Below are 22378 nucleotides of genomic sequence, written 5' to 3'. Positions count from 1 at the left end.
TGACGGCACGCGGGGACCTCCCGTACTGCATGACGGTACGAAAGGTCCCCGCGTGGCCTTGAGCCTCGGCGGACTTGCGGGGCGGGAAGCTAGTAGCTTGTCCGTTCGTGAGCTCTCCCCTGGTGCTGCTCGACTCCGCGAGCCTCTACTTCCGGTCGTACTACGCGCTGCCGGACTCGATGACCGCGCCCGACGGCACGCCGGTCAACGCCGTGCGCGGCTTCGTCGACACGATCGCCCGCGTCATCACCGAACGCGGCGCCGCGCGCCTGGTCGCCTGCCTGGACGCCGACTGGCGCCCCGAGTTCCGGGTGAAGGCGCTGCCGTCCTACAAGGCGCACCGCGTGGCCGAGAACGCGACGGACGGGTCCGAGGAGGTCCCGGACACGCTGACGCCGCAGATCCCGATCATCCTCGACGTGCTCGACGCCGCCGGCATCTGCACCGGCGAGGCGGCGGGCCACGAGGCCGACGACGTGATCGGCGCGCTCGCCCACCACGAGAAGAAGTCACGCGTCGAGGTCGTCACGGGCGACCGCGACATGTTCCAGGTCGTGCGCTTCGAGCCCACGCCCGTGCACGTCGTCTACGTGGGCCGCGGCTGGAACAAGGCCGAGGTGCTGGGCCCGCAGGAACTGGCCGCGAAGTACTCTCTGCCCGTCGAGAACGCGGGCTCCGCGTACGCCGACATGTCCGTGCTGCGCGGCGACCCGTCCGACGGCCTGCCGGGTGTCGCGGGCATCGGCGAGAAGACCGCGGCGAAGCTCATCACGGAGTTCGGCTCGCTCGACGCCGTCCTGAAGGCCGTGACGGACCCGATGGACCGCAAGCTCACCACCAAGGCCCGCAACGCGCTCATCGCCGCCGAGGACTACCTGGCGGTGGCGCCCGTGGTCGTCCGCACCGCGCTGGACGCCCCGGTCGTGCTGGACCGGGCCGACGACGTGCCGCGGGTGCCCGCCGACCCCGAGCGGCTGCGTGAGCTCACGCAGCGCTGGGGGCTCGGCAGTTCGGTGCCGCGTCTGGTGAACGCGATGGAGCGGCGTCCTTAGAAGAACGTCGAGCAGAGCGGTGCGACGGGGACGGCGAACAACGCGTCGGCCTCGTCGAACCGCGAGCCCTCGATCCGTTTCGCGGCCGCGAGGTCCGAGAACCTCGTGTCGCCGAGGTAGACGGCCCCGAGCAGGTCGGCGGGGATCGTGATGTCGGCGGGTGCCTCGACGCGTTCGGCACCGTCCGGCGAGACGCGGTAGCGGCCGTCGTTGGCGGGCAGCAGCTTGTCCTGCACCTCGATGACGACGGGCTCGGCGCTGCCGTAGCTGCGGGCGGCGAGCATGCGCGGGATGTCCACCAGGCGCAGCCAGATCTGGTCGAAGACGTCCTTCGTGTACACGACGCGCGGGTCCTCGAACAGCCAGTTGACCGGGTCGTCGAGGGCGGCGTCGACGTGGATCTCGTCGACCAGGTCCAGGCGCGTCAGGTAGATCCAGAGGTCGCGCCACGCGTCGTCATTGGCCCAGGCGAAGTCCTCGACCTCCATGGTGTGCTTGAAGTCCTTGTCGTCGGACACCTTGTAACAGACGTAACCGTCGTCGCCGTCCGGTCCACTGTGGACGACCGTGACCCGGTTCTCGGCCTCGGTCTTGCGGTCGAGCGCCCTGGTCCACCAGCCGGGCCAGCGCGAGATCTGCCCCGGCCGGTCGAGCCCGAACGCCGCGTGCAACTCCGGGAGCAGCTTGTCCGAGGTGTCCGGGTCCACCATCCGCACCCGGCCGACCGGCGAGCCCGGGATCACGGCCTTGCGCGCGTCGACCCGCAGGAACCGCACGCGTCCGGCCAAGCCGTAGCCGAAACGGCCGTAGATGCGCCCCTCCGACGCCCGCAGCGTCGCGACGGGTTCCGGCAGCGTCGAGAGTTGTTCCTGCATCAGGGCGCTCACCACGCCACGGCGCGTGTAGTCCGCACGCACACCAACGCGCGACACGGCCGCGTGCGGCACAACCGCGCCGCCAGGCACCACCATGGAGCCGCCGAACGACTGGGTCGTGCCGATCATCTCGTCGCCCTCGAACGCGGCGAGCACCCGGCCGGGCTCGTAGGACGGCAGCACGATTGACCATTGCTCGTCCGTGGGCGGGCCCCAGTGCATCGCACGGCGGAAGAGCGTGCTGTGGTCGCGGTACTGCGCTTCGTCGGTGAGAACGCGGATCTCCGTCACGCCCGCGATCGTCGCTCAGGCCGACGGCGAACGCACCTCAGTTTCCCCGCGACGCGAAAGGCGCCCGCCGGGACCGTGAAGTCCTGGCGGGCGCCTCTGCGAGACAACGGTGATCAGCCGGTGGGCTGACCGACCTCGTACTCGCCGTCCTCGGTCTTGACGACGATCTTGACCTTCTTGTCCTTGCCGCCGACCTGCACCTTGCACTCGAACGAGGTGTTGGGCTTGACCTCGTTCTCACCGGAACAGGTCGCGGCGCCGACGTCGGAGATCTTGTACTCGTCCTTGAGGATCTGAACGATGCCGGTCTGCACGGCGGTGTTGTCGAAGATCTTCTTCTTGAAGAAGGCCGGCGACACGAACCCCGCGAACAGCACACCACCGACGAGCAGGACGACGACCACCGCCGCCACCCAAATGGCGGCGCTGGACTTCTTCTTCGGCGGCATCGGCGGGCCGTAGCCCGGCTGCTGCCCGTACGGGTTGGGCTGCTGTCCCGGCATGCCGTACTGCTGGGTCTGCTGGCCGTACGGGTCCTGGGCAGGGGTGCCGTACGGGTTGGACTGCGGCTGCTGTCCCGGCACGCCGTACTGCTGGGTCTGCTGCTGCGACGGGTCGAAGCCCGGATACGGCTGCTGCTGGCCCGGCTGGGGCTGACCCTGCTGGGGCTGCGGCGGGCCGTACGGGTTCTGGGCCGGGAAGCCGCCGGACGGCGTGCCGGGAGGGAAACCGCCTCCGTAGGGCTGCTGCTGCGGCTGCTGCGGCGGCTGCTGGCCCCATGGCTGCTGCGGATCGTTCCCTCCGGACGGTCCGTACGGGCTGCTCATCTGTCGACCTCCGTGTGTACGACGTTGCGGCGAAATCCAATCACACCGTTGACGTCAGTCTTTACTCCGACTCGCAAAACCTTCGTCAGGCTCATGTCACATCATCGCCACAACTCCGCGCCGCAGCGCGTCGACGGCCTTGGCGGCGGCCGCGCCGACCGGGTCCTGTCGGCCGACCACCTCACGGATCTGGTCCAAAAGGTCGATCACCTGGCGGCACCAGCGCACGAAGTCGCCCGCGCCGAGCTCGTTGCCACCGGCCTCCGCGGCGCTGAGGACCTTCTCCAGCGACTCCCCGCGCGCCCATCGGTACACCGGCCAAGCGAACCCGGGGTCGGGCTGGCGGGTGATGCGTTCGAGCTTGTGGCGGCGCTCGTCGTCCTCGATCTCCGCCCACAGCCGCACTGTCTTGAGCATCGCGTCGGCGACCGGGCCCTGCGGCAGCCGAGCCTCGACCGGGCCGTCCCTGCGCGCCTCGTAGACCAGCGACGACACGACGGCGGCGAGCTCGTCCGGCTTGAGGCCCTTCCACACGCCGTTGCGGATGCACTCGGCGGCGAGCAGGTCCGACTCGCTGTAGAGCCTGGTCAGGCGCTTGCCGTCGGCGGTGACCTCCTCGGCCTCGCTGAGGTAGCCGCGTTCGCGCAGCAGCGCGCGGATGCGGTCGAACTGGCGCGCGAGCGAGTGCGTCGTCGCCGCGACCTTGCGCTCCAGCTGCTGGTTCTCGGCCAGCAGCCGGTGGTACCGCTCGCCCCAGCGGGCGTGGTCCTCGCGCTGGTCGCAGCCGTGGCACGGGTGGGCGCGCAGGGCACGGCGCAGCGTCGCGAGCTCGGGGTCGTCGTCCGCCGTGGTCTGCCTGCGGCCGCGCGACGGCACGGTGATGCCCGTGTTGCGGATCGTGGACGCCAGGTCGCGCCGCGACTTGGGCGAGCGCACGTCGACCTGCTTGGGCAGGCGGATGTGGCCCAGCACCTCGACCGGCGACGGGAAGTCCGCCGACGTCAGGCGGCCGGACCAGCGGTCCTCCGTGACGACCAGCGGCTTCGCCTCGCCCATCGGTTCGAGACCGGGGTCGACGACCACGGCGAGACCGCTGCGGCGCCCGGACGGCACGGCGATCACGTCGCCCTTGCGCAGCCGGTCGAGCGACTTGGCCGTCTCGATGCGGCGCGAGTTCGTGTTCTGCTTCGCGAGCTGCTTCTCCCGGTCGCCGATGCGGCGGCGCAGCGTCGCGTACTCGCTGAAGTCGCCCAGGTGGCACGTCATCGCCTCGGTGTAGCCGGCGAGCGCCTCCTTGTTGCGCTCGATGCGGCGCGCGAGCCCCACGACCGAGCGGTCAGCCTGGAACTGCGCGAACGACTGCTCCAGGATCTCGCGCGCGGCCGAGGCGCCGAGCTGGGCCACGAGGTTGACGGCCATGTTGTAGCCGGGCCGGAACGACGAGCGCAGCGGGTACGTGCGGGTGGACGCGAGCCCGCCGACGGCCTTGGGGTCGATCCCCGGCTGCCAGACGACGACCGCGTGCCCCTCCACGTCGATGCCACGACGGCCGGCGCGGCCCGTGAGCTGCGTGTACTCCCCCGGCGTGAGGTCGACGTGCGCCTCGCCGTTGTACTTCACGAGCTTCTCGAGCACGACAGTCCGCGCGGGCATGTTGATGCCCAGCGCGAGCGTCTCGGTCGCGAACACGACCTTGCACAGCCCGCGGACGAACAGCTCCTCGACCGTCTCCTTGAACGCGGGCAGCAGCCCGGCGTGGTGCGACGCGATGCCCCGCTCCAGCGCGTCCCGCCACTCCCAGAAGCCGAGCACCGTCAGGTCGGCCTCCGGCAGGTCGCGCGTCTTCTCGTCGATGATCCGGCGGGCCTCGTCGGTCTCCTCCGGCGAGTTGAGCCGCAACCCGGCGCGCGCCGTCTGCGCCACCGCCGCGTCACAGCCGGCGCGGCTGAACACGAACACGATCGCGGGCAGCAGGTTCGCCGCGTCGAGCCGCTGGATCATGTCGGTGCGCGACGGCGGCTTGAACCCGCTGTTGCGCGACGGCCTGCCGGGACCGCCGCCCCCGCCGCGGTTGCGGCCGCGGCTGAACGGCACGTGGTAGCGCGCGAGCTCCTCGGTCTTGCGCAGCACCTGGGTGTTGATCCGCGCGTGCGTCTCGTCGCCCTCGAACAGGTCGAGCATCTGGTTGCCCACCAGCATGTGCTGCCACAGCGGCACGGGCCGGTGCTCGTCGACCACGACGGACGTGTCACCGCGCACCGCGACCAGCCACTCGCCGAACTCCTCGGCGTTGCTGACCGTCGCGGACAGGCCGACCACCTGCACGTGCTCCGGCAGGTGCAGGATGACCTCCTCCCACACCGGGCCGCGGAACCTGTCCGCCAGGTAGTGCACCTCGTCCATCACGACGTACGCGAGTCCGTCCAGAGTGGACGAACCCGAGTACAGCATGTTCCGCAGCACCTCGGTCGTCATGACCACGACCGGCGCGTTGCCGTTCACGCTCGTGTCGCCGGTGAGCAGGCCGATGCTCTCGGCCCCGTACCGCGCGGTGAGGTCCGCGAACTTCTGGTTGCTCAGCGCCTTGATCGGCGTCGTGTAGAAGCACTTGCGGCCACTCGTGAGGGCCAGGTGCACGGCGAACTCGCCCACCACCGTCTTACCGGCGCCGGTGGGGGCGCAGACGAGCACTCCGTGACCGTCCTCCAGGGCCTCGCAGGCCTGGCGCTGGAACGGGTCCAGCTCGAACGAGATGACGGAGCCGAAGTCGGTCAGCTTGGGCCGTTCGGCACGACGCCGGGATTCGGCGTAGGCCTCGGCCGGGGACCGCGAAGCACTTGACACTCCATCAGGCTTTCACATCACACCGACAATCGCCGCCGAGATAGATTAACTTCAATCGACACTGAAACAACAGAGGGCGATGTCCCTCGGACATCGCCCTCTGCCTGCGGTTTCGTCAGAACGAGCGCTGCACCCGGTCCGCCACCAGCTTCACGAAACGGGACGGGTCCGCGAGCTCACCGCCCTCCGCGAGCAGCGCCAGCCCGTAGACCAGCTCCGCGGTGTCGGCCAGCGAGTCGCGTTCGCCGCTCGCGAACGCCCCGTGCAGCCCCTCGACCAGCGGGTGCGACGGGTTGAGCTCCAGGATGCGCTTGATCTTCGGCAGCTCCTGGCCCATCGCCTTGTACATCTTCTCCAGGGTCGGAGTGATGTCGTGGGCGTCGCCGACCACGCACGCGGGCGAGGTCGTCAGACGGGTCGAGAGCCGCACCTCCTTGACGTCGTCGGCCAGCGCCGTGCCCATCCACGTCAGCAGGTCCGAGAACTCCGCCGTCTTGGCCTCGTTGGCGGTCTTCTCCTCGTCGGTCTCCAGGTCCACCTGGCCCTTGGCGACGGACTGGAGCGTCTTGCCGTCGAACGACGGGACCGAGTCGACCCACATCTCGTCGATCGGGTCGGTCAGGATCAGCACCTCGAAGCCCTTGGCGCGCAAGGCCTCCATGTGCGGCGACTTCTCGACGGCGACACGGGAGTCACCGGTCATGAAGTAGATGTGCTCCTGGCCGTCCTTCATGCGGGCCACGTACTCGGCCAGCGTCGTCAGCTTGTCCTCGGACTCGGTGGACGCGAACGAGCAGACCTCGAGGATCGCGTCGCGGTTGTCCGAGTCGGAGAGCAGGCCCTCCTTCAGCGCCGCGCCGACCTCGCCCCACAGCTTCGCGTAGTCGTCGGGACGCGAGGACTGCAGCGACTTGATCGAGGAGAGCACCTTCTTCACCAGACGGCGGCGCATCAGCTGGATCTGGCGGTCCTGCTGCAGGATCTCGCGCGAGACGTTCAGCGAGAGGTCCGCCGCGTCGACGACACCCTTCACGAACCGCAGGTACTCCGGCATCAGCTCGGCGCAGTCCTCCATGATGAAGACGCGCTTCACGTAGAGCTGCACACCGCGCTTGCCGTCGCGCATGAACAGGTCCATCGGCGCCTGCGAGGGCAGGAACAGCAGGGCCTGGTACTCGAACGTGCCCTCCGCCTGCATGCGGATGGTCTCGAGCGGCGCGTTCCAGTCGTGGCTGATGTGGCGGTAGAACTCGGCGTACTCCTCCTCCGTCACCTCGGAGGCCGGGCGCGCCCACAGGGCCTTGCGCGAGTTGATCTCCTCGCCGCCCAGGCGCACCGGCCAGGTGATGAAGTCCGAGTAGCGCTTGACGATCTCGCGGATCTTCGCCGGCTCGGTGTAGTCGGGCAGGCGGTCCTCGTCGTCGGACGGCTTGAGGTGCAACGTGACCGAGGTGCCCTGCGGCGCGTCGTCCACGTCGTCGATCGTGTACGTGGCCTCGCCGCTCGACTCCCAGCGCACGCCCTTCTCGGCGTGCGGGTACTTCGTCACGAGGGTGACCTTGTCCGCCACCATGAACGACGAGTAGAAGCCGATGCCGAACTGGCCGATCAGGTCGGACGCGCTGCCCGACTGCTGGTCCTTGAGCTGCTTCAGGAACTCCGCGGTGCCGGACTTGGCGATCGTGCCGATCAGCCGCACGACGTCCTCGCGCGTCATGCCGATGCCGTTGTCCCGCACGGTCAGCGTGCGTTCCGCCGGATCGGACTCGATCACGACGTGCAGGTCGTCGACGTCGACGACCATGTCCTTGTCGCGGAACGACTCCAGTCGCAGCTTGTCCAGCGCGTCGGAGGCGTTCGAGACCAGCTCGCGCAGGAACGTGTCCTTGTTCGAGTAGATCGAGTGGATCATCAGCTGCAGCAGCTGACGTGCCTCGCTCTGAAACTCCAGCGTCTCCATGCATCCCTACCGAAAAACGAAACGAACCGAACAGCCCTAGAATTTAGCGACCCAGGACTGTGAGAGCGCCTGGAACCGTCCGAACCGACACCGGCAAGGCCTCCTGGCGTTCTCCGTCGGCGTAGGCGATCCATCCGTTACCACCGGACAGAGTGACCTCGCGCGCGCGGAACGTCCGCACGGCCGGATGCTCGGTGTGCTTGCCCGTGCGCAACGTCGGCAGCATCCGCATCAGCATCGTGCGGCTGCCGTGCTCCACGACCGTCACGTCGAACAGCCCGTCACGAGCGTCGGCACCGGGGCACACGGGGATGCCGCCGCCGTAGTTCGGCGTGTTGCCGATCGCCACGAGCGTCGCGTCCAGTTCGAACGACTCGGACTCGGTCGTCACGACCAGGGGCGCCGACCTCAGCGACGCGAGCTCGGCCACGATCGCGAGGTCGTAGCGGCGCGGACCGGCGGGCCAGCGCATCGCGTTCGCCCGCTCGTTGACCGCGGAGTCGAACCCGGCGCACAGCACCGTCGCGAACCACTGCCCCGTCGACAACCGGCCCAGGTCGAGCGTCTTGCGGGTGCCGTGCACGACGTCCTCGACCGACCGCGACCCCACGGCCGCGGCCAGGTCGTTGCCGGTGCCCGCCGGGACGATGCCCAGCGCCGTGGACGTGCCCGCGACCGCCTGGATTCCCAGGTGGGCGGCTCCGTCACCACCGAGGACGACCAGCAGGTCGACCCCGTCCGCGACGGCCTCGCGGGCCATCGCCAGCGTGCCCTCGGCGTCGTGCGCGACCAGTTGCCGCAGATCGGAGACGTGCGGGCGCAACGCGGCCGCGGTCGACCCCGCAATCCGGGCCGCCCGTCCCTTGCCCGACGCCGGGCAGACCAGCAATGCGGCCCGCGTCACGTGGCGTCGTCGTAGTTCACGCGCTTCGGGGGCTCCGAGGCGAGGACCTTCTCACCGGGGTCGTTGCCGTCGGCGTCGGACGCGACGTAGTGGAACGGCGCCGCCTCGTTGTCGTCGAGCTCGTCCAGACCCTCCGCCGCGCGGAGCTTGGCCTTGCGCTTGTCGTGGACGCGGGCGATCTGGGTCGCCATCTCGAACAGCAGCACCAGCGCCAGCGCCAGCACGACCATCGAGATCGGGTCGGTGCCCGGCGTCGCGACCGCGGCGAACACGAACAGGCCCATCATCAGGCCGCGCCGCCACTTCGCCAGCCGCTCGTAGGAGAGCACGCCCGCACGGTTGAGCATCACCACGACCAGCGGGATCAGGAAGCTGACGCCGAAGATGAAGAGCATCGTGATGACGAAGTTGATGTACTTGCTGCCGGTGAGCGCCGTGACCCAGTTGTCGCCACCGAAGCCGAGCAGCACCTTCAGGCCCTCGGGCACGACCAGGTACGCGAGCACCGCACCGGCCATGAACAGCAGCGCGCCGGCGCCGACGAAGACGCGCGCGAACCTGCGTTCCTTCAGGTAGAGGCCGGGCGTGATGAACGCCCAGATCTGGTAGAGCCACAACGGGCTGAGCAGCACCGCGCCCGCGGCCGTGCCGACCTGCAGCTGCACCATGAAGATCTCGAACGGCTCGGTCTGCAGCAGCGCGCAGGAGCCGTCGTTGGTGATCTTGGCCCGGTACTGCGCCAGGTCCGGCTGGCAGTACGGCCCCGTCAGGATGTCACCCAGCGACGGGATCGGACCGAGCCTCACCTGGAACCAGATGAAGCCGAAGATGGCGCCGACGGCGATGACCAGCATCGCCATTCCGAGCCGGTACCTCAGCTCGTACAGGTGCTCTTTGAGCGACATCGTGCCGTCGGCGTTGCCCCGACGGCGCCTGCCGCGTTCCCGGCGTTCAGCCACCCACCGGAACGGACTTGCCACCGCGTCGACCGTCCTTACAAGTCAGGAGACCGGAAGGTCAGTTGTTCGCCTTGTTCTGCGTGGTCTGCTCGATGGGAGGCGCGACCTGGGGCTGCTGGACCGGCTGCGGCTGGGCCGGGGGGAGCTGCTGGACCGGCTGCTGCACGGGCTGCTGCTGCACCGGCGCGTCGTCCGCGTCCTGGTCGCGCAGGCCCTTGGTCTCAGCCTTGAAGATCTTCGCCGACTTGCCGAGCGAACGGGCCATGTCGGGAAGCTTCTTCGCACCGAACAGCAGAATGATCACCACTGCGATGATGATCAGCTCGGTGGGTCCGAGGTTACCCATTGGTGATCCTCCTGTCTCCCCCGCCACGACGATCGTACGCGGGGTTGGCCCTGGTACGGGCCTGTTCCTGGGGGCGCCGTTCGGCGAAGGCCACCTTCAGCGCTGCGGACCGCGCCTTGAGCAGGCCGACGCCGTCCCCGACCCTGTCACCCACCAGAGTGCGGGCACGGGCGAATCGACGCAAGGATCGGATGACTCGGACCGCGATCGCAACGAGTGCGACGAGGCCGAGCGCGATCGTCACGAGGGTCGGTGTGGACGGCACAAGCACACGTTATACGGCTTAGGTGGACAGCAGGTGATCTGCCCGGCGCAACGCCTCGCCCGCCTGGCGCACCACCTCGTCCGCGAGCTCCGCCGGCTGTTCGACGTGCACGTCACCGCCCAGCCCGAGGAGCAGGCGGACCATCCAGGACGGGTCGTCGTAGCGCATGAGGACACGCGTGCGGCCGTCCGAGAGCTCGGCTGAGTGATCAACGGGGTAGTACTCGGCGACCCAGTGCGCGTCCGGTTCGAGAAGAAGGACCGCGATCTTCTGATCGTCCCTCGGATGGAACAACCCCTCCGATGTATCGGTCAGCTGGGCGTGCGGAGGAGGCGACGACGGCTCGTCGAGCACCTGCACTTCGTCGATGCGGTCGAGCCGGAACAGTCGCACACCGAGCGCGGAGCGGCACCATCCTTCGAGATAACCGCGCCCCTCCACGAGCAGCAGCCGCATCGGATCGACCACTCGGTCGCTCATCGCGTCGTGCGACTGCGAGTAGTAACGGATGTGCACGGCCCGTTCACGCTTCACGGCGTCCTGCACGGCGGCGCGGACCTCCGCTGTCTCGCCGCGCTCGAACGCGCCGAGCCCGACGACCATGCCCGCCGGCTGCGCCTTGCCGACCGCCGCCTCGATCTTCGCCAGCGCCCGCTGCACCGCGTCCGTCTCGACCACGCCGGGGGTGTCGGCCAGCGCCCGCAGCGCGACCAGCAGCGACGCCGCCTCGGCCGCGGTGAGGCGCAACGGCCGGTCGAGGCCCGCGTCGAACGAGACGGTGATCGTCTCGCCCTCGAACGACAGGTCGATCAGGTCGCCGGGGCCGTAGCCGGGCAGACCGCACATCCACAGCAGCTCGAGGTCCTTGCGCAGCTGCTTGGGCGTGATGCCGAAGTCGGCCGCGGCCTCCTTGACGGTGATGGCGGGCCGGTTGAGCAGGTACGGCACGAGTGCGAGCAGCCGCGGCAGCCGTTCGTTCGACGCGGTCACCGCGCTCCTTCCAGTGCGCCCTGCAGGCGGTCGCGGACCGACTTGGCCAGGACCTCGGGCTCCAGCACCACGACGTCGGGCCCGAACCCGGCGAGCCACTTGGCCGCGGAGTCGGGGAACTTCAGGTCGATCTCGACGACGTCGCCGCCGTCGCGTTCCTCGACGACCTTCGCGTGCCGCCGCACCCCCTGGGCCCGGTCCTTGGCCACCCAGATCCTGGCGGGCGCGGTGTGGTGCGGATCGGCCTCGGTGCGCGCGATGAGACTCATCAGGTCTGTGCCCTCGGGCACGGTGAAGGCGTTGGGCTTGCCCACAGGCCGCACCTGGCCCACGACGCGGGAGAGCCGGAAGCAGCGCGTGTCGTCGCGCTCGCGGTCCCAGCCGACCAGGTACCACTTGCCGCGCCAGGCGACCACGCCCCACGGTTCGACCGTGCGTTCCTTCTGCCCGCCCGGCGGCGGCTTGCGGTAGTCGAACGCGACGACCTGCCCCGCCTGCACGGCCTGCAGCAGCGGCGGGAACGCGGGTTCGCTGGCCCGCACCTTGGGCTCGACGGTCGCGGGCGCGTCCTGGTCGACGTCCACCCCTGCGGCCCGCAGCTTGATCAACGCCCCGTGCACGGCGCCCGTGAGCTGCGGCGAGTCCCACAGCCGGGCGGCCAGCGCGACGGCGGCGGCCTCGTCGGGTTCGAGGTCGATGTCGCCCAGCTCGTAGTCACGCCGCGCGATCCGGTACCCGTCCTCCGCACCCTCGGCGTTGGACTGCCTGCCGGTCTCCAGCGGCACGCCGAGATCCCGCAGCTCGGACTTGTCCCTTTCGAACATGCGGAAGAACGCCTCGTCCGTCGGCGCTTCGTGATAGCCGGGGACGATGGCGCGGATGCGCTCCGCTGTCAGGTACTGACGGGTCGACAGCAGGCACAGCACCAGGTTGACGAGGCGTTCGGCGCGTGCGATGGCCACGGGCAAACCCTAACGCGTGCGCGCGCCGAAACCTCATCACCACCTGTCGTCAACGGTCCGTTCAGAAGAAGGAGCGCAGTTCCCGCACCAGTTCGACCGGTGCTTCCTCGGCCATGTGGTGTCCGCAGTCGAGAGAACGCACGCGCACGTCATCGGCCCAATCGGCCCAGATTTCCGCTAAGTCGCCGTACAGCTCACCGAGGTCGTCCTTGGCCGACCAGAGCGCCAGCACGGGACACGCGATCTTCCTGCCGGCGGCCCTGTCCTCGTCGTCGTGCACGCGGTCGACCTCCAGCCCGGCGCGGTAGTCGCCGCACATCGCGAGCACGGTCGCGGGGTCGTGGATCGCCCGCTGGAAGTCCGCCCAGTTCTCCACACCCATGGCGAGCGGGGTGTCGTGGTAGCGCCCGCCGTACCAGAGGTCCGGGTTCTGGTTGATCATCGCGGCGGCGAGCTCCTGCCGCGCCAGGAAGAACCAGTGGTACCAGGACTGGGCGAACCGGGCGTCCGCCCTCGCGAGGTGGGCGCCGATCGGCAGCCCGTCCAGCACAGCGAGCTGCGTGACGCGGTGGGGGTGGTCGAGGGCCAGCCGGATCGCCGCGGCGGCACCGCGGTCGTGCCCGACGACGGCGAACCGTTCGTGCCCCAGCTGCTGCATGAGGTTCACGAAGTCGCGCGCCATGGCACGTTTCGAGTAGTCGCCGGGTTTGCTGGATTGGCCGTAACCGCGCAGATCCGGGCACACGACCGTGTAGTCGTCGGCGAGCAACGGCGCGACGCGGTGCCATGTCGTGTGGGTTCGAGGATGGCCGTGCAAGAGGAGGACCGGCGGCCCTGCACCGCCGGTCCTCACTCGCAGATTGGCCTCGCCAACGTCCCTGCAACGCAACGAGAATCCGTCGAACACCTGCATCGGCTACCCCGATGGGGAACTGCCGACACGTCCCTTTTCGCCACAGGCCCGGCCGGTGTTACACCGCGACGACCTCGGTTTCCGGGTCGTGGCGGAGGTCACTCGTCCCGGCCACGACGACGGTCGCCCTGCGCCACGGTTGTTCGCGCAGGAGGAACGGCAGTTCCTCGGCCAGCCACGCGGCGACGTGCCGCCGTTGCTCCGCGGAGTCGCCGTCGCGGGCGGTCAGCCGGCGTTCCTGTTCGTCCAGGTCGCCCTGCACCCAGATCGAGGCGTCGAGCCACGGCGCGCACTGCTCCCGGATGATCCCGGTGCCCTCGACCCACACGACGCCCACCCCGGCGGCGACCTGGATCGCGCCGGGACGGCCGTGCTCGGCCCAGGCCGGTGGCCGGAACGTCACGGCCTCGCCCCGGTGCAGAGGCCGCAGGACGTTCTCGACCAGCAGGCCGCCCCAGTCGAAGTACGCGTGGTTCCAGGCGACGTCGTCGGTGTGCACGACCTCGGAGCCGGGGACGGTCCTGCGCAGCCGTTCGGCGAGGGTGGACTTCCCGGCACCGCCGCGGCCGTCGACGGCGACGACGAGGGGGCGCCCCGTGATGCCGGGCGCCTCCTCGCGCAGCCGCCGAACAACCTCGGTCAGCCGTACGACCTGACCGGTGGCCTCGGGCTCACCTGGGTGCAGCCTCATCAGGTGCGCCCGACCCGGCCCTTCTCACCGGCCGCCCAGCACGTGAAGCCGACGCAGTCCACCGTGTCGAAGCTCCCGGTGTCCGCGATCTTCCAACTCTTGCCGTCCCTGCTCACGTCCGTGCCCGACGGACCGACCGCGACCAGCCCGTCACCGCGGTAGGCGATGCCGGACCGGTACCCGACGGGGGCCTGTGTGCCGGCCTTCCACCCACGGCCGTCGTTGGTGGCGAACGCCGGCGTCGGGTCGGTCGGCTTGAGGTAGTCGCCACCGATCGCCACCCCGCGCCACGGCGTCTTGAACGCCACCGCGAACACCCCGGCCGCCTCACCCGAGGGCAGCGGCACCTCCGAGGCCTTCCACGACCGGCCGCCGTCGCGCGACTCCAGCACCCGTGCCTTCGCGCCGCCGCCGGTCGCGATCCACGCGTGGTTGCCGCTGGTGGTCACGCACTGCCCGGACGCCGCGAACGCGAACTCGCCCGGCAGCGCGTCCGGCATGCCCTTGGGGTCGTTGACGTGCCACGACCTGCCGCCGTCCCACGTCCGCAGCACCCGGAACTTCCCGTCGACCGGGTCGGTCAGCGCGAGGCCGCGGAACCGGTCGAAGAACGCCACGCAGTCGTAGAACGCCTTCGGGTCGGTGTTGCGGAACTCCTCCTGCCAGGTCCTGCCGCCGTCGGACGTGCGGTAGATCCGCGACGACTCGCCCTCGCCGATCGACAGCGCCACGGCGTTGCGCGCGTCGAAGGCCTCGATGTCGCGGAACTCCAGCGCCTCCGTGCCGGGCGGGCCGACGGAGTCCCACGTCCTGCCGCCGTTCGTCGTGCGCAGGACCGTGCCCTTCGAGCCGCTCGCCCACGCGACCTGACCGGACACGGCGGACAGGCCGCGCAGGCGGGCGTCCGTGCCGGTCGGTTTCAGCTCCCAGTAGGTGTCGGCGGACGCGACCCCTGGCAGCATCAGGAAAGCGGCGAGTACCGCCGCGATGATCCTCATGCGACCCACTCTGGTCGAGGCGGTGATTCGTTCCTAGCCCCGATCGGCGGTCCTCACGGTGCGATCCGCGCCAGGTCCACTCGCGACTGGATGGTGAGCTTGCGGCGCTCGCGGCGGGTCGACGGCCACCGAGTCGTTGCACCTGTTCGAAGCAGTGCGCTGACATGCCACGAGGGGCGTACTCCGGTCCGGAGCACGCCCCTCGTTCGCGTTGCTAGAGCGACGAGATCAGGCGCTCGACGCGCTCGTCCACCGCGCGGAACGGGTCCTTGCACAGCACCGTGCGCTGCGCCTGGTCGTTCAGCTTCAGGTGCACCCAGTCGACGGTGAAGTCGCGACCGGCTGCCTGCGCGGCGGCGATGAAGTCACCGCGCAGCTTGGCCCGCGTGGTCTGCGGCGGGGTGTCCTTGGCGGCCTCGATCTCGCCGTCGTCGGTCACCCGCTCGACCTGGCCCTTGCGCTGCAGCAGGTCGAACACGCCACGGCCACGGCGGATGTCGTGGTAGGCGAGGTCGATCTGGGCGATGCGCGGGTTGGACAGGTCCATGTTGTGCTTTTCCATGTACCGGTTCATCAGGCGGTTCTTGATGGCCCAGTCGATCTCGCGGTCGATCTTGGTGAGGTCCTGCGCCTCGACGGCGTCGAGCGTGCGGCCCCACAGCTCGAGGACGCGTTCCGCCATCGGGTCCGGCGACCGCTTGGCCGTGTGCTCGACGGCCTTCTCGTAGTACTCGCGCTGGATGTCGAGCGCGGAGGCCTCCTTGCCGCCCGCCAGGCGCACGGTGCGGCGGCCCGTCAGGTCGTGGGAGATCTCGCGGATCGCGCGGATCGGGTTGTCCAGCGAGAAGTCCCGGAACTGGACGCCCTGCTCGATCATCTCGAGCACCAGGTTCGCGCTGCCGACCTTCAGCAGCGTCGTCACCTCGGACATGTTCGAGTCGCCGACGATGACGTGCAGGCGCCGGTAGCGCTCGGCATCGGCGTGCGGCTCGTCGCGGGTGTTGATGATCGGGCGGGACCGGGTGGTCGCGGACGACACGCCCTCCCAGATGTGCTCGGCGCGCTGCGAGAGGCAGTACACGGCGCCGCGCGGGGTCTGCAGCACCTTGCCGGCACCGCAGATCAGCTGGCGGGTGACCAGGAACGGCAGCAGCACGTCCGCGATGCGGGAGAACTCGCCGGCCCGTGCGACCAGGTAGTTCTCGTGGCAGCCGTAGGAGTTGCCCGCCGAGTCGGTGTTGTTCTTGAACAGGAAGATGTCGCCGCCGATGCCCTCGTCGGCGAGCCTGCGCTCGGCGTCGACGAGCAGGTCCTCCAGGATCCGCTCACCCGCCTTGTCGTGCGTGACGAGCTGCGCCAGGTCGTCACACTCGGCCGTCGCGTACTCCGGGTGGGAGCCGACGTCGAGGTAGAGCCGGGAGCCGTTGCGCAAGAAGACGTTGGAAGAACGCCCCCACGAGACGACGCGGCGGAACAAGTACCGCGCGACCTCGTCCGGGGACAGACGACGCTGCCCGTGGAAGGTGCAGGTCACCCCGAATTCTGTCTCAATGCCGAAGATCCGCCGCTGCATGCCTCAACAGTAGGCGACTCTCAGGCGGAGCAGGGTGATCCGTTCGGGCGGCACGCCGGTTGCGGTTTAGTGTCGGTGGTGTGTGGAAACGGGTCAGCGCTCTCGACAAGAAGCTCATGGGCTCCTCGGCCGGACTACGTCCGAGCAGGCTCGACACTGGTTTGAAGAGACTTTCGAAAGCCGCCAACCACAGTCTGTTGTGGTTCGTCATCGCGGCGATTCTGGCAACCGGTAAAGGGCCGTTCCGGCGTGGTGCGTTGCGGGGCCTTGCGGCCATCGCCGGGGCCTCTGCCAGCGCGAACCTGGTCGGGAAGTCACTTTTCCCGCGCCGCAGGCCCGCCGCGGATCTGATCGCGATGGACCGCCGGTTGTCCAAGCGGCCGACGTCGTCGTCATTCCCGTCCGGTCACTCCGCGTCAGCGGCCGCTTTCGCCACGGCGGTGGCGATGGAATCACCCAAAGCAGGCGCGGTGGTCGCGCCGATAGCTGCTGCGGTGGCCTATTCACGCGTGCACACCGGTGTTCATTGGCCGACGGATGTCGCGGCCGGAGCCGCGGTCGGTGTCGGTGCCGCGATCCTGACCCGCCGCTGGTGGCCGCTCGGGCGCACCGAGCCCGCGTCGGCCTACGAGCACGCCGACCTGACGTCGTTGCAGGACGGCGACGGGCTGGTCGTGGTGGTGAACCCGCACTCGGGCATCGGGCCGGACCCGACGCCGCAGATCACCGAGGAGTGGCCGAAGGCGCAGATCGTCTCGGTCGAGGAGCTCGACGACCTGCCGGACGCGAAGGCGCTCGGGGTGGCCGGGGGCGACGGGACCGTGGCCGCGGTGGCGTCCGCCGCCGCCGAGCGCGATCTGCCGATGGTGCTCATCCCCTCCGGCACGCTGAACCACTTCGCCCGCGACGTGGGCATCACCGGCCTGCACGACACGGCGCAGGCCGTCGCGGACGGCGTGGGCGTGCGGGTCGACCTGGCGCAGGTCAACGACCAGTGGTTCGTCAACACGGCGTCGCTGGGCGGCTACCCGGACATGGTCAGGATCCGCGAGAAGCTGGAGAAGCGCTGGGGCAAGTGGCCCGCGGCCGGGATCGCGCTGTTCCGCGTCCTGCAGCGCGCAAAGCCGTTGCACATGACCATCGACGGCGACAAGCACCTGGTGTGGATGCTGTTCGTGGGCAACGGGCCGTACCGCCCGAAGGGCTTCGCGCCGACGATGCGCCCCCGGCTGGACGACGGGCTGCTCGACGTGCGGTACGTCCGGGCGGACCGCAGGTACTCGCGGACCAGGTTCTTCCTGGGCGCCCTGCTCGGGGCGCTGGAGCACTCGCGGATGTACACCCACCTCGAACTGGCCTCGTTGAACGTCGAGGTGCACGGGCCGCCCATCTCGATCGCGACGGACGGCGAGGTGCGCGAGCGCGGCAACCACTTCAAGTTCCGTTCGCGGGCGGCAGCGCTGGGCATCTATCGGCCGTAACGGCACGCGGGGCCCTTTCGTACTGTCATGCAGTACGAAAGGGCCCCGCGTGACAATTGGCGTTCGACATTGTCGAACGAGCGCAGCTAGAGTGAGATGCGTGCCCGGACCCATTCAGTCCATCCAGCGAGCAGCCGAGGTCCTGAAGCTGCTCGCACACGGCGGCGCGCACCAGCTGAGCGTCGGCGAGATCGCCCGCGCCCTGGACCTCGCGAAACCGACGGTGCACGGCATCCTGCGGACGTTGCAGGAGGTCGGGTTCGTCGAGCAGGAGGTCGAGGGCGGCAAGTACCGCCTGGGGGCCGCGCTGTTCCAGATCGGCACGTCGTACCTCGACGGCAACGAGCTGCGCGCCAAGGCGTTGAACTGGTCGGACACGCTGGCGATGCGTGCGCGCGAGTCTGTGCGCATCGGCGTGATGCACGGCAAGCACGTGCTCGTCGTGCATCACGTGTTCCGGCCGGACAACAGCCGGCAGACGCTCGACACCGGCGCGTTGCTGCCGTGGAACGCGACGGCCCTGGGCAAGGCGCTGGTGGCGTTCGGCGAGTGGCCGGAGGGCGACCTCCAGCGGTTCACCCGGCACACGCTCAACCCCGAGCAGCTCGCCGACTCCATGAACGTGGTCCGCGACCGCGACTGGGCCTACGACCTGCACGAACTGGTCGAGGGCGAGGCGTCGGTGGCCGCACCGATCCGGGACCGGCGCGGCGTCGTCGTGGGCGCGGTCGGCATCTCCGGGCCGGTCGAGCGGCTGTGCGACTCACCCGATCAGCCGCCGCGTCTCGAACTCGTGTCCTACGTACGTGAGGCAGCTCGCAGCATCTCCAGGGAGCTCGGCGGGCTCTCCTGGTAGTAGTGTGGAATCGTTCGACATTGTCGAATGGTTCGCACAAGGGAGTGTGCACGTGGCTTACATCGCGGCGATCGACCAGGGCACGACGTCGTCCCGGTGCATCGTGTTCGACCAGTCCGGCGGGATCGTGTCGGTCGCTCAGCGCGAGCACCGCCAGATCTTCCCGAGGCCGGGCTGGGTGGAGCACGACGCGACCGAGATCTGGACGAACGTCCAGGCCGTCGTGCGCGACGCGCTGGCCCACGCCTCTCTCTCGTTCGGCGACATCGCCGCGTTCGGCATCACGAACCAGCGCGAGACCACGGTCGTGTGGGACAAGGCGACCGGCGAGCCCGTGCACAACGCGATCGTCTGGCAGGACACGCGCACCGACGCGTTGATCAAGGCACTGGGCGACCAGGACCGGTTCCGTGAACGCTCCGGTCTCCCCCTGGCCACCTACTTCTCCGGCCCGAAGCTGCGCTGGCTCCTCGACAACGTCGACGGTCTGCGTGAGAAGGCCGGGCGCGGCGAGGTCCTGTTCGGCACCATGGACACCTGGCTGATCTGGAACCTGACCGGCCGCCACGTCACCGACGTCACCAACGCCTCGCGCACCATGCTGATGAACCTGGAGACCCTGGACTGGGACCCGGAGCTGGTGGCCGCGATGGACGTGCCGCGCGAGATGCTCCCCGAGATCCGGTCCTCCTCCGAGGTGTACGGCAGCTACGAGGGCGTCCCGGTCGCGTCGGCGCTCGGCGACCAGCAGGCCGCGCTGTGGACGACGTGCTGCGCCGCCGCACCACCGTGATGGTCCGCGGGCTCGACTCGCCGGAGGTCCGCACGCGGGTGTCGGAGCTGCTCGCTTCCTAAGACCTGGCCAGAAGTTCTGTCCCCAGCTCGCCGGGCCCACACAAGGGCCCGGCGAGCGCTCTTCTACGGCACGCGGGGACCCCGCGTGTGCTCTGACAGTACGAAAGGTCCCCGCGTGCGGTTCCAGACTTGAGCCAGGCACGCTCAAGTCCAGGGCTGTAGCCCATCGTTTCGGACACGACATCCGGCAAGTCGCTCAGAGGGCCATGGCGCGTTCCACGAGGTATTCGGCCAGTTCGGGTTCCGAGTGGAACGCGCTGCGCACGGCCAGCGTCCCGTCGCAGCCGAGCACGACCTCTTCCCGTGACACAGCACGATGTTCGAGCCGCAGCCCGTCGAGGTAGGCGTCGATGATCGCCTCGCGCACGGGTGGCAGGTCCGCGACGGCCATCCGCCCGGCCTGGGCGAGTCCCACGAGCAGCTGACCGAGGTCCGCGCCGACCGGGTTCGGGCACTGCCAGGTCACGTCGATCACCACGAACGACTCCGGATCGTCCTGCGGCACCAGCAGGTTCTGCGGGCAGGCGTCGTTGTGCCCGTTCGCCTGGGGCAACGCCTCCAGTCGCGACAGGAGCCCCGGCAACCGTTGCGCGAGGGCCGAGCAGTGCGGCCGCCGGAACGCGTCCCGCACGAGTCTTCCCTCGTACAGCACCCGCAACGCCCTGCCCGGCGCGCCACCCCAGCGGCGACCGGCCCAGCGCCCGAGTGCCAGCGCGGCCCGCCGGAAGCGGGGCAGGTCCCACTCCACGTCGGCGCAGCGCACGTCCTCCAGCCACAACGCGATCCGGTCGCCGAAGTCGTCCACCCTCAGCACACGCGGCCGGCGCATCCCCGGCGGCAGCACGAAGTCCGACAGCAGGAACTCCGCCTCGTCACGCCACGGGAGATCGCCCACGACGTCCTTGACCTGGTCCGGAATGTGCGGTCGGCGCAGGATCTTCACGAACGCCGGCTCTCCCGCCGACACCACCCGGTAGACCGCGGCGGTCGTCGGCGCGACCGGGTCGAACGGCACCGGCACCACGCGGGTCAGCGGTACGGATCGGTGATCTCGCCGAGCATCTCCAGCGCCTCGCGCAGCTGGGCCATGCGGCGCTTGCCGATGTGCTGTTCCCATTCCGCCTCGATCCTGGCCAGTTCCTCGTTCGCGACGGGCACAGCCCCCAGCGCCTTCTCGGTGACCTTCACCAGCCGCGCCCTGCCGTCTTCGGGGTCGGGCACGCGTTCCACGTAGCCGGACTTCTCCAGCTGGTCCACCAGGAACCCGGCGGTCTGCTTGGTCACCTGGGCCGCCTCCGCGAGCACGGTCAGCCGCGTCCCCTCCGGGTCGACGCGCATCAGCACGCGCGCCTGGGCCTGGGTGACGCCGAAGCCCGCCGCGTTGACCGCCGCCAGGACGCGGTTCTCCACGTCCCGGTTCGGAATGAAGAGCAGCAGCCCGATGTTCACACGAACCCCCGTTGCATTTGGTCAGATACTCTGATTAAAGTAGTCAGCCTATCGAACTAAATCAAGAGGAGAGGGCGATGGACGAGACGAGGATCTGGCAGACGATCGACGCCGAGCGCGCGGCGACCGCGGACCTGCTCGCGGGCCTGACCGACGTCGAGTGGACCTACCCGTCGCTGTGCGCGGGCTGGACGGTGCGCGAGGTCGCCGCCCACCTGTCGCTCGCGAACCGGGTCAGCGCCGGTATGGCGTTCAAGGCGTTCGTCCGTGCTCGCGGGAGCTTCAACCGCATGGTCGACCAGACCGCCCGTGACGAGGCCCGCAGACCGACCGCCGAACTGGTCGCGGACCTGCGCGGTGCCGTTGGGCTGCACCGGCTCGCGCCCGGCCAGACGCTCAAGAACGCGTTGATGGACACCATGGTCCACACGCAGGACATCGCGCTGCCACTCGGCATCGAACGCCACATGCCGGTCGACGCCGCCGTCGTCGCGGCCGACGACCTGTGGCGCATCGGGTTCCCGTTCCACGCGCGCCGCCGCCTGGCGGGACACCGGCTCGTCGCCACCGACACCGACTGGACCGTCGGCGAGGGCGCCGAGATCAGCGGGCCGATCGAGGCGCTGGTCATGCTGCTCGCCGGGCGCACCGCCACGATCCCGCGCCTCACCGGCATCACGGTCTGAGTTCGCGCACCATCCTGCGGCACACGTGCACGCGCTCGAACCGCTGCCGCAACTCGGCCTCCCGTTCGATCCTGGCGTGCAGGAACGCCCCGACGGGCTCCAGCCCGTACTTCACGCTCAGCACCGTGCCCACCTCCGCGGGCGACGCGTACACCTGCAGGTAGCGGCGGTCCTCCACGAACCCGTTGCGCGCGAACCATCCCAGCGCCGGCTCGTCCTCGCGGGTCCAGGCGTCGACCTCGCGCACACCGCACCGTTCCAGCCGCCGCACCGCCTCCGCGAGCAGCGCCGTCGCGATCCCCCTGCCCTGGCGGTCGGGGTGCACGACGACGGTCTCGATCGTCGCCCGCGTTCCCGGCACCGACACGTCCAGCACGCCGGTCACGTCACCGTCGGCCACGACGAGCTCCAGGTCGGCGCGGCGCTTGGCGGGCCACACGTCGTCGTAGCAGGTCGTGGCCAGCAGCCCGAGCACCCGGCAGCGCAGCCACGACGGCTCGTCGCGCGGCTCGTAGTCCCGGACGACGGGCGGATCCGGTTCGTGCCGCACCCCTGTTCCGCCGGAAGCCCCCAGCAGGCTCACCTTGCCCGTTCTCCCCCG

21 protein-coding genes and 1 pseudogene are annotated in these 22378 nt (G+C 69.7%); 5 read left to right on the top strand and 17 right to left on the bottom strand.

Annotated features, from left to right (window positions below; genetic code table 11):
* The first annotated feature begins 107 nt into the window (after positions 1 to 107).
* Positions 108 to 1052 carry a 5'-3' exonuclease gene (locus ACSHWB_RS29675; protein ID WP_439656564.1) on the top strand — a complete coding sequence of 315 codons (945 nt, stop codon included), beginning with the start codon at positions 108 to 110 and terminating at the stop codon, positions 1050 to 1052.
* Here the strand turns inward: ACSHWB_RS29675 and ACSHWB_RS29670 are convergent.
* The 14 genes from ACSHWB_RS29670 to pafA all read right to left on the bottom strand — a co-directional run bounded on the left by ACSHWB_RS29670 (position 1049) and on the right by pafA (position 16450).
* Positions 1049 to 2218, bottom strand: a complete 1170-nt coding sequence (locus tag ACSHWB_RS29670) for a GNAT family N-acetyltransferase (RefSeq protein ID WP_439656563.1) — start codon at positions 2216 to 2218, stop codon at positions 1049 to 1051. The genes ACSHWB_RS29675 and ACSHWB_RS29670 overlap by 4 nt on opposite strands.
* Before the next feature lie 113 nt (positions 2219 to 2331).
* A complete protein-coding gene (locus tag ACSHWB_RS29665) occupies positions 2332 to 3045 on the bottom strand; it encodes a DUF4333 domain-containing protein (protein WP_439656562.1) in 714 nt (237 codons plus the stop codon).
* 96 nt (positions 3046 to 3141) lie between these two features.
* Positions 3142 to 5889: a DEAD/DEAH box helicase gene (locus tag ACSHWB_RS29660; protein ID WP_439656561.1), complete on the bottom strand. Its 2748-nt coding sequence runs from the start codon at positions 5887 to 5889 to the stop codon at positions 3142 to 3144.
* Positions 5890 to 6004: 115 nt separating this feature from the next.
* Positions 6005 to 7849 (bottom strand): molecular chaperone HtpG, encoded by a 1845-nt coding sequence (gene htpG / locus ACSHWB_RS29655; protein WP_439656560.1) that lies wholly within the window; start codon positions 7847 to 7849, stop codon positions 6005 to 6007.
* Positions 7850 to 7892: 43 nt separating this feature from the next.
* Positions 7893 to 8753, bottom strand: a complete 861-nt coding sequence (locus ACSHWB_RS29650; RefSeq protein ID WP_439656559.1) for a diacylglycerol kinase family protein — start codon at positions 8751 to 8753, stop codon at positions 7893 to 7895.
* A complete protein-coding gene (tatC, locus tag ACSHWB_RS29645; protein ID WP_439664691.1) occupies positions 8750 to 9658 on the bottom strand; it encodes a twin-arginine translocase subunit TatC in 909 nt (302 codons plus the stop codon). Before tatC ends, ACSHWB_RS29650 begins: the two co-directional genes overlap by 4 nt.
* Positions 9659 to 9770: 112 nt before the next feature.
* Entirely contained in the window at positions 9771 to 10058 is a 288-nt protein-coding gene (gene tatA, locus ACSHWB_RS29640; RefSeq protein ID WP_090070250.1) for a Sec-independent protein translocase subunit TatA, read from the bottom strand.
* Complete coding sequence (locus tag ACSHWB_RS29635) at positions 10051 to 10302, bottom strand: bacteriophage holin (protein WP_439656558.1); 252 nt, start codon at positions 10300 to 10302, stop codon at positions 10051 to 10053. Before ACSHWB_RS29635 ends, tatA begins: the two co-directional genes overlap by 8 nt.
* A 39-nt stretch (positions 10303 to 10341) precedes the next feature.
* A complete protein-coding gene (locus ACSHWB_RS29630; protein ID WP_439656557.1) occupies positions 10342 to 11313 on the bottom strand; it encodes a helix-turn-helix transcriptional regulator in 972 nt (323 codons plus the stop codon).
* The gene (locus tag ACSHWB_RS29625; RefSeq protein WP_439656556.1) at positions 11310 to 12275 is read right to left on the bottom strand and encodes a helix-turn-helix transcriptional regulator; all 966 of its coding nucleotides are present in this window, start codon (positions 12273 to 12275) and stop codon (positions 11310 to 11312) included. Before ACSHWB_RS29625 ends, ACSHWB_RS29630 begins: the two co-directional genes overlap by 4 nt.
* Positions 12276 to 12336: 61 nt before the next feature.
* Positions 12337 to 13188 carry an alpha/beta fold hydrolase gene (locus tag ACSHWB_RS29620; protein WP_439656555.1) on the bottom strand — a complete coding sequence of 284 codons (852 nt, stop codon included), beginning with the start codon at positions 13186 to 13188 and terminating at the stop codon, positions 12337 to 12339.
* 58 nt (positions 13189 to 13246) lie between these two features.
* On the bottom strand, positions 13247 to 13879 hold the full coding sequence (locus tag ACSHWB_RS29615) for a hypothetical protein (protein ID WP_439656554.1): 633 nt from the start codon (positions 13877 to 13879) through the stop codon (positions 13247 to 13249).
* On the bottom strand, positions 13879 to 14877 hold the full coding sequence (locus ACSHWB_RS29610; protein ID WP_439656553.1) for a WD40/YVTN/BNR-like repeat-containing protein: 999 nt from the start codon (positions 14875 to 14877) through the stop codon (positions 13879 to 13881). The genes ACSHWB_RS29615 and ACSHWB_RS29610 overlap by 1 nt, the downstream gene beginning before the upstream one ends.
* Before the next feature lie 214 nt (positions 14878 to 15091).
* Positions 15092 to 16450 carry a Pup--protein ligase gene (gene pafA / locus ACSHWB_RS29605; RefSeq protein ID WP_439656552.1) on the bottom strand — a complete coding sequence of 453 codons (1359 nt, stop codon included), beginning with the start codon at positions 16448 to 16450 and terminating at the stop codon, positions 15092 to 15094.
* Positions 16451 to 16566: 116 nt separating this feature from the next.
* Between pafA and ACSHWB_RS29600 the strand changes: the two genes are divergently transcribed.
* From ACSHWB_RS29600 to ACSHWB_RS29590, 3 genes and pseudogenes are all read left to right on the top strand, one after another.
* Entirely contained in the window at positions 16567 to 17931 is a 1365-nt protein-coding gene (locus ACSHWB_RS29600) for a bifunctional phosphatase PAP2/diacylglycerol kinase family protein (RefSeq protein ID WP_439664690.1), read from the top strand.
* A gap of 100 nt (positions 17932 to 18031) precedes the next feature.
* Positions 18032 to 18787 carry an IclR family transcriptional regulator gene (locus ACSHWB_RS29595; RefSeq protein ID WP_439656551.1) on the top strand — a complete coding sequence of 252 codons (756 nt, stop codon included), beginning with the start codon at positions 18032 to 18034 and terminating at the stop codon, positions 18785 to 18787.
* Positions 18788 to 18839: 52 nt separating this feature from the next.
* Positions 18840 to 19562, top strand: a pseudogene (locus tag ACSHWB_RS29590) (FGGY family carbohydrate kinase); the annotation flags it as partial.
* Positions 19563 to 19838: 276 nt separating this feature from the next.
* On the opposite strand, the gene ACSHWB_RS29585 reads toward ACSHWB_RS29590, so the two are convergent.
* Both ACSHWB_RS29585 and ACSHWB_RS29580 read right to left on the bottom strand, forming a co-directional pair.
* Positions 19839 to 20666, bottom strand: coding sequence for a hypothetical protein (locus ACSHWB_RS29585; protein ID WP_439656550.1), 828 nt, complete (start codon positions 20664 to 20666; stop codon positions 19839 to 19841).
* A gap of 5 nt (positions 20667 to 20671) precedes the next feature.
* Complete coding sequence (locus ACSHWB_RS29580) at positions 20672 to 21091, bottom strand: MarR family winged helix-turn-helix transcriptional regulator (protein WP_439656549.1); 420 nt, start codon at positions 21089 to 21091, stop codon at positions 20672 to 20674.
* A gap of 77 nt (positions 21092 to 21168) precedes the next feature.
* On the opposite strand from ACSHWB_RS29580, the gene ACSHWB_RS29575 reads away from it, so the two are divergent.
* Positions 21169 to 21777: a maleylpyruvate isomerase family mycothiol-dependent enzyme gene (locus ACSHWB_RS29575; RefSeq protein WP_439656548.1), complete on the top strand. Its 609-nt coding sequence runs from the start codon at positions 21169 to 21171 to the stop codon at positions 21775 to 21777.
* Here the strand turns inward: ACSHWB_RS29575 and ACSHWB_RS29570 are convergent.
* Entirely contained in the window at positions 21767 to 22360 is a 594-nt protein-coding gene (locus ACSHWB_RS29570; protein ID WP_439656547.1) for a GNAT family N-acetyltransferase, read from the bottom strand. The two genes, ACSHWB_RS29575 and ACSHWB_RS29570, sit on opposite strands and share 11 nt — an antisense overlap.
* Positions 22361 to 22378 lie beyond the last annotated feature (18 nt).

This window comes from Lentzea sp. HUAS TT2 (genome assembly GCF_051853195.1).
Classification (GTDB): Bacteria; Actinomycetota; Actinomycetes; order Mycobacteriales; family Pseudonocardiaceae; genus Lentzea.
Note: the sequence above shows the minus strand (reverse complement) of the source record. Positions and strands in the feature narration are given on the sequence as shown.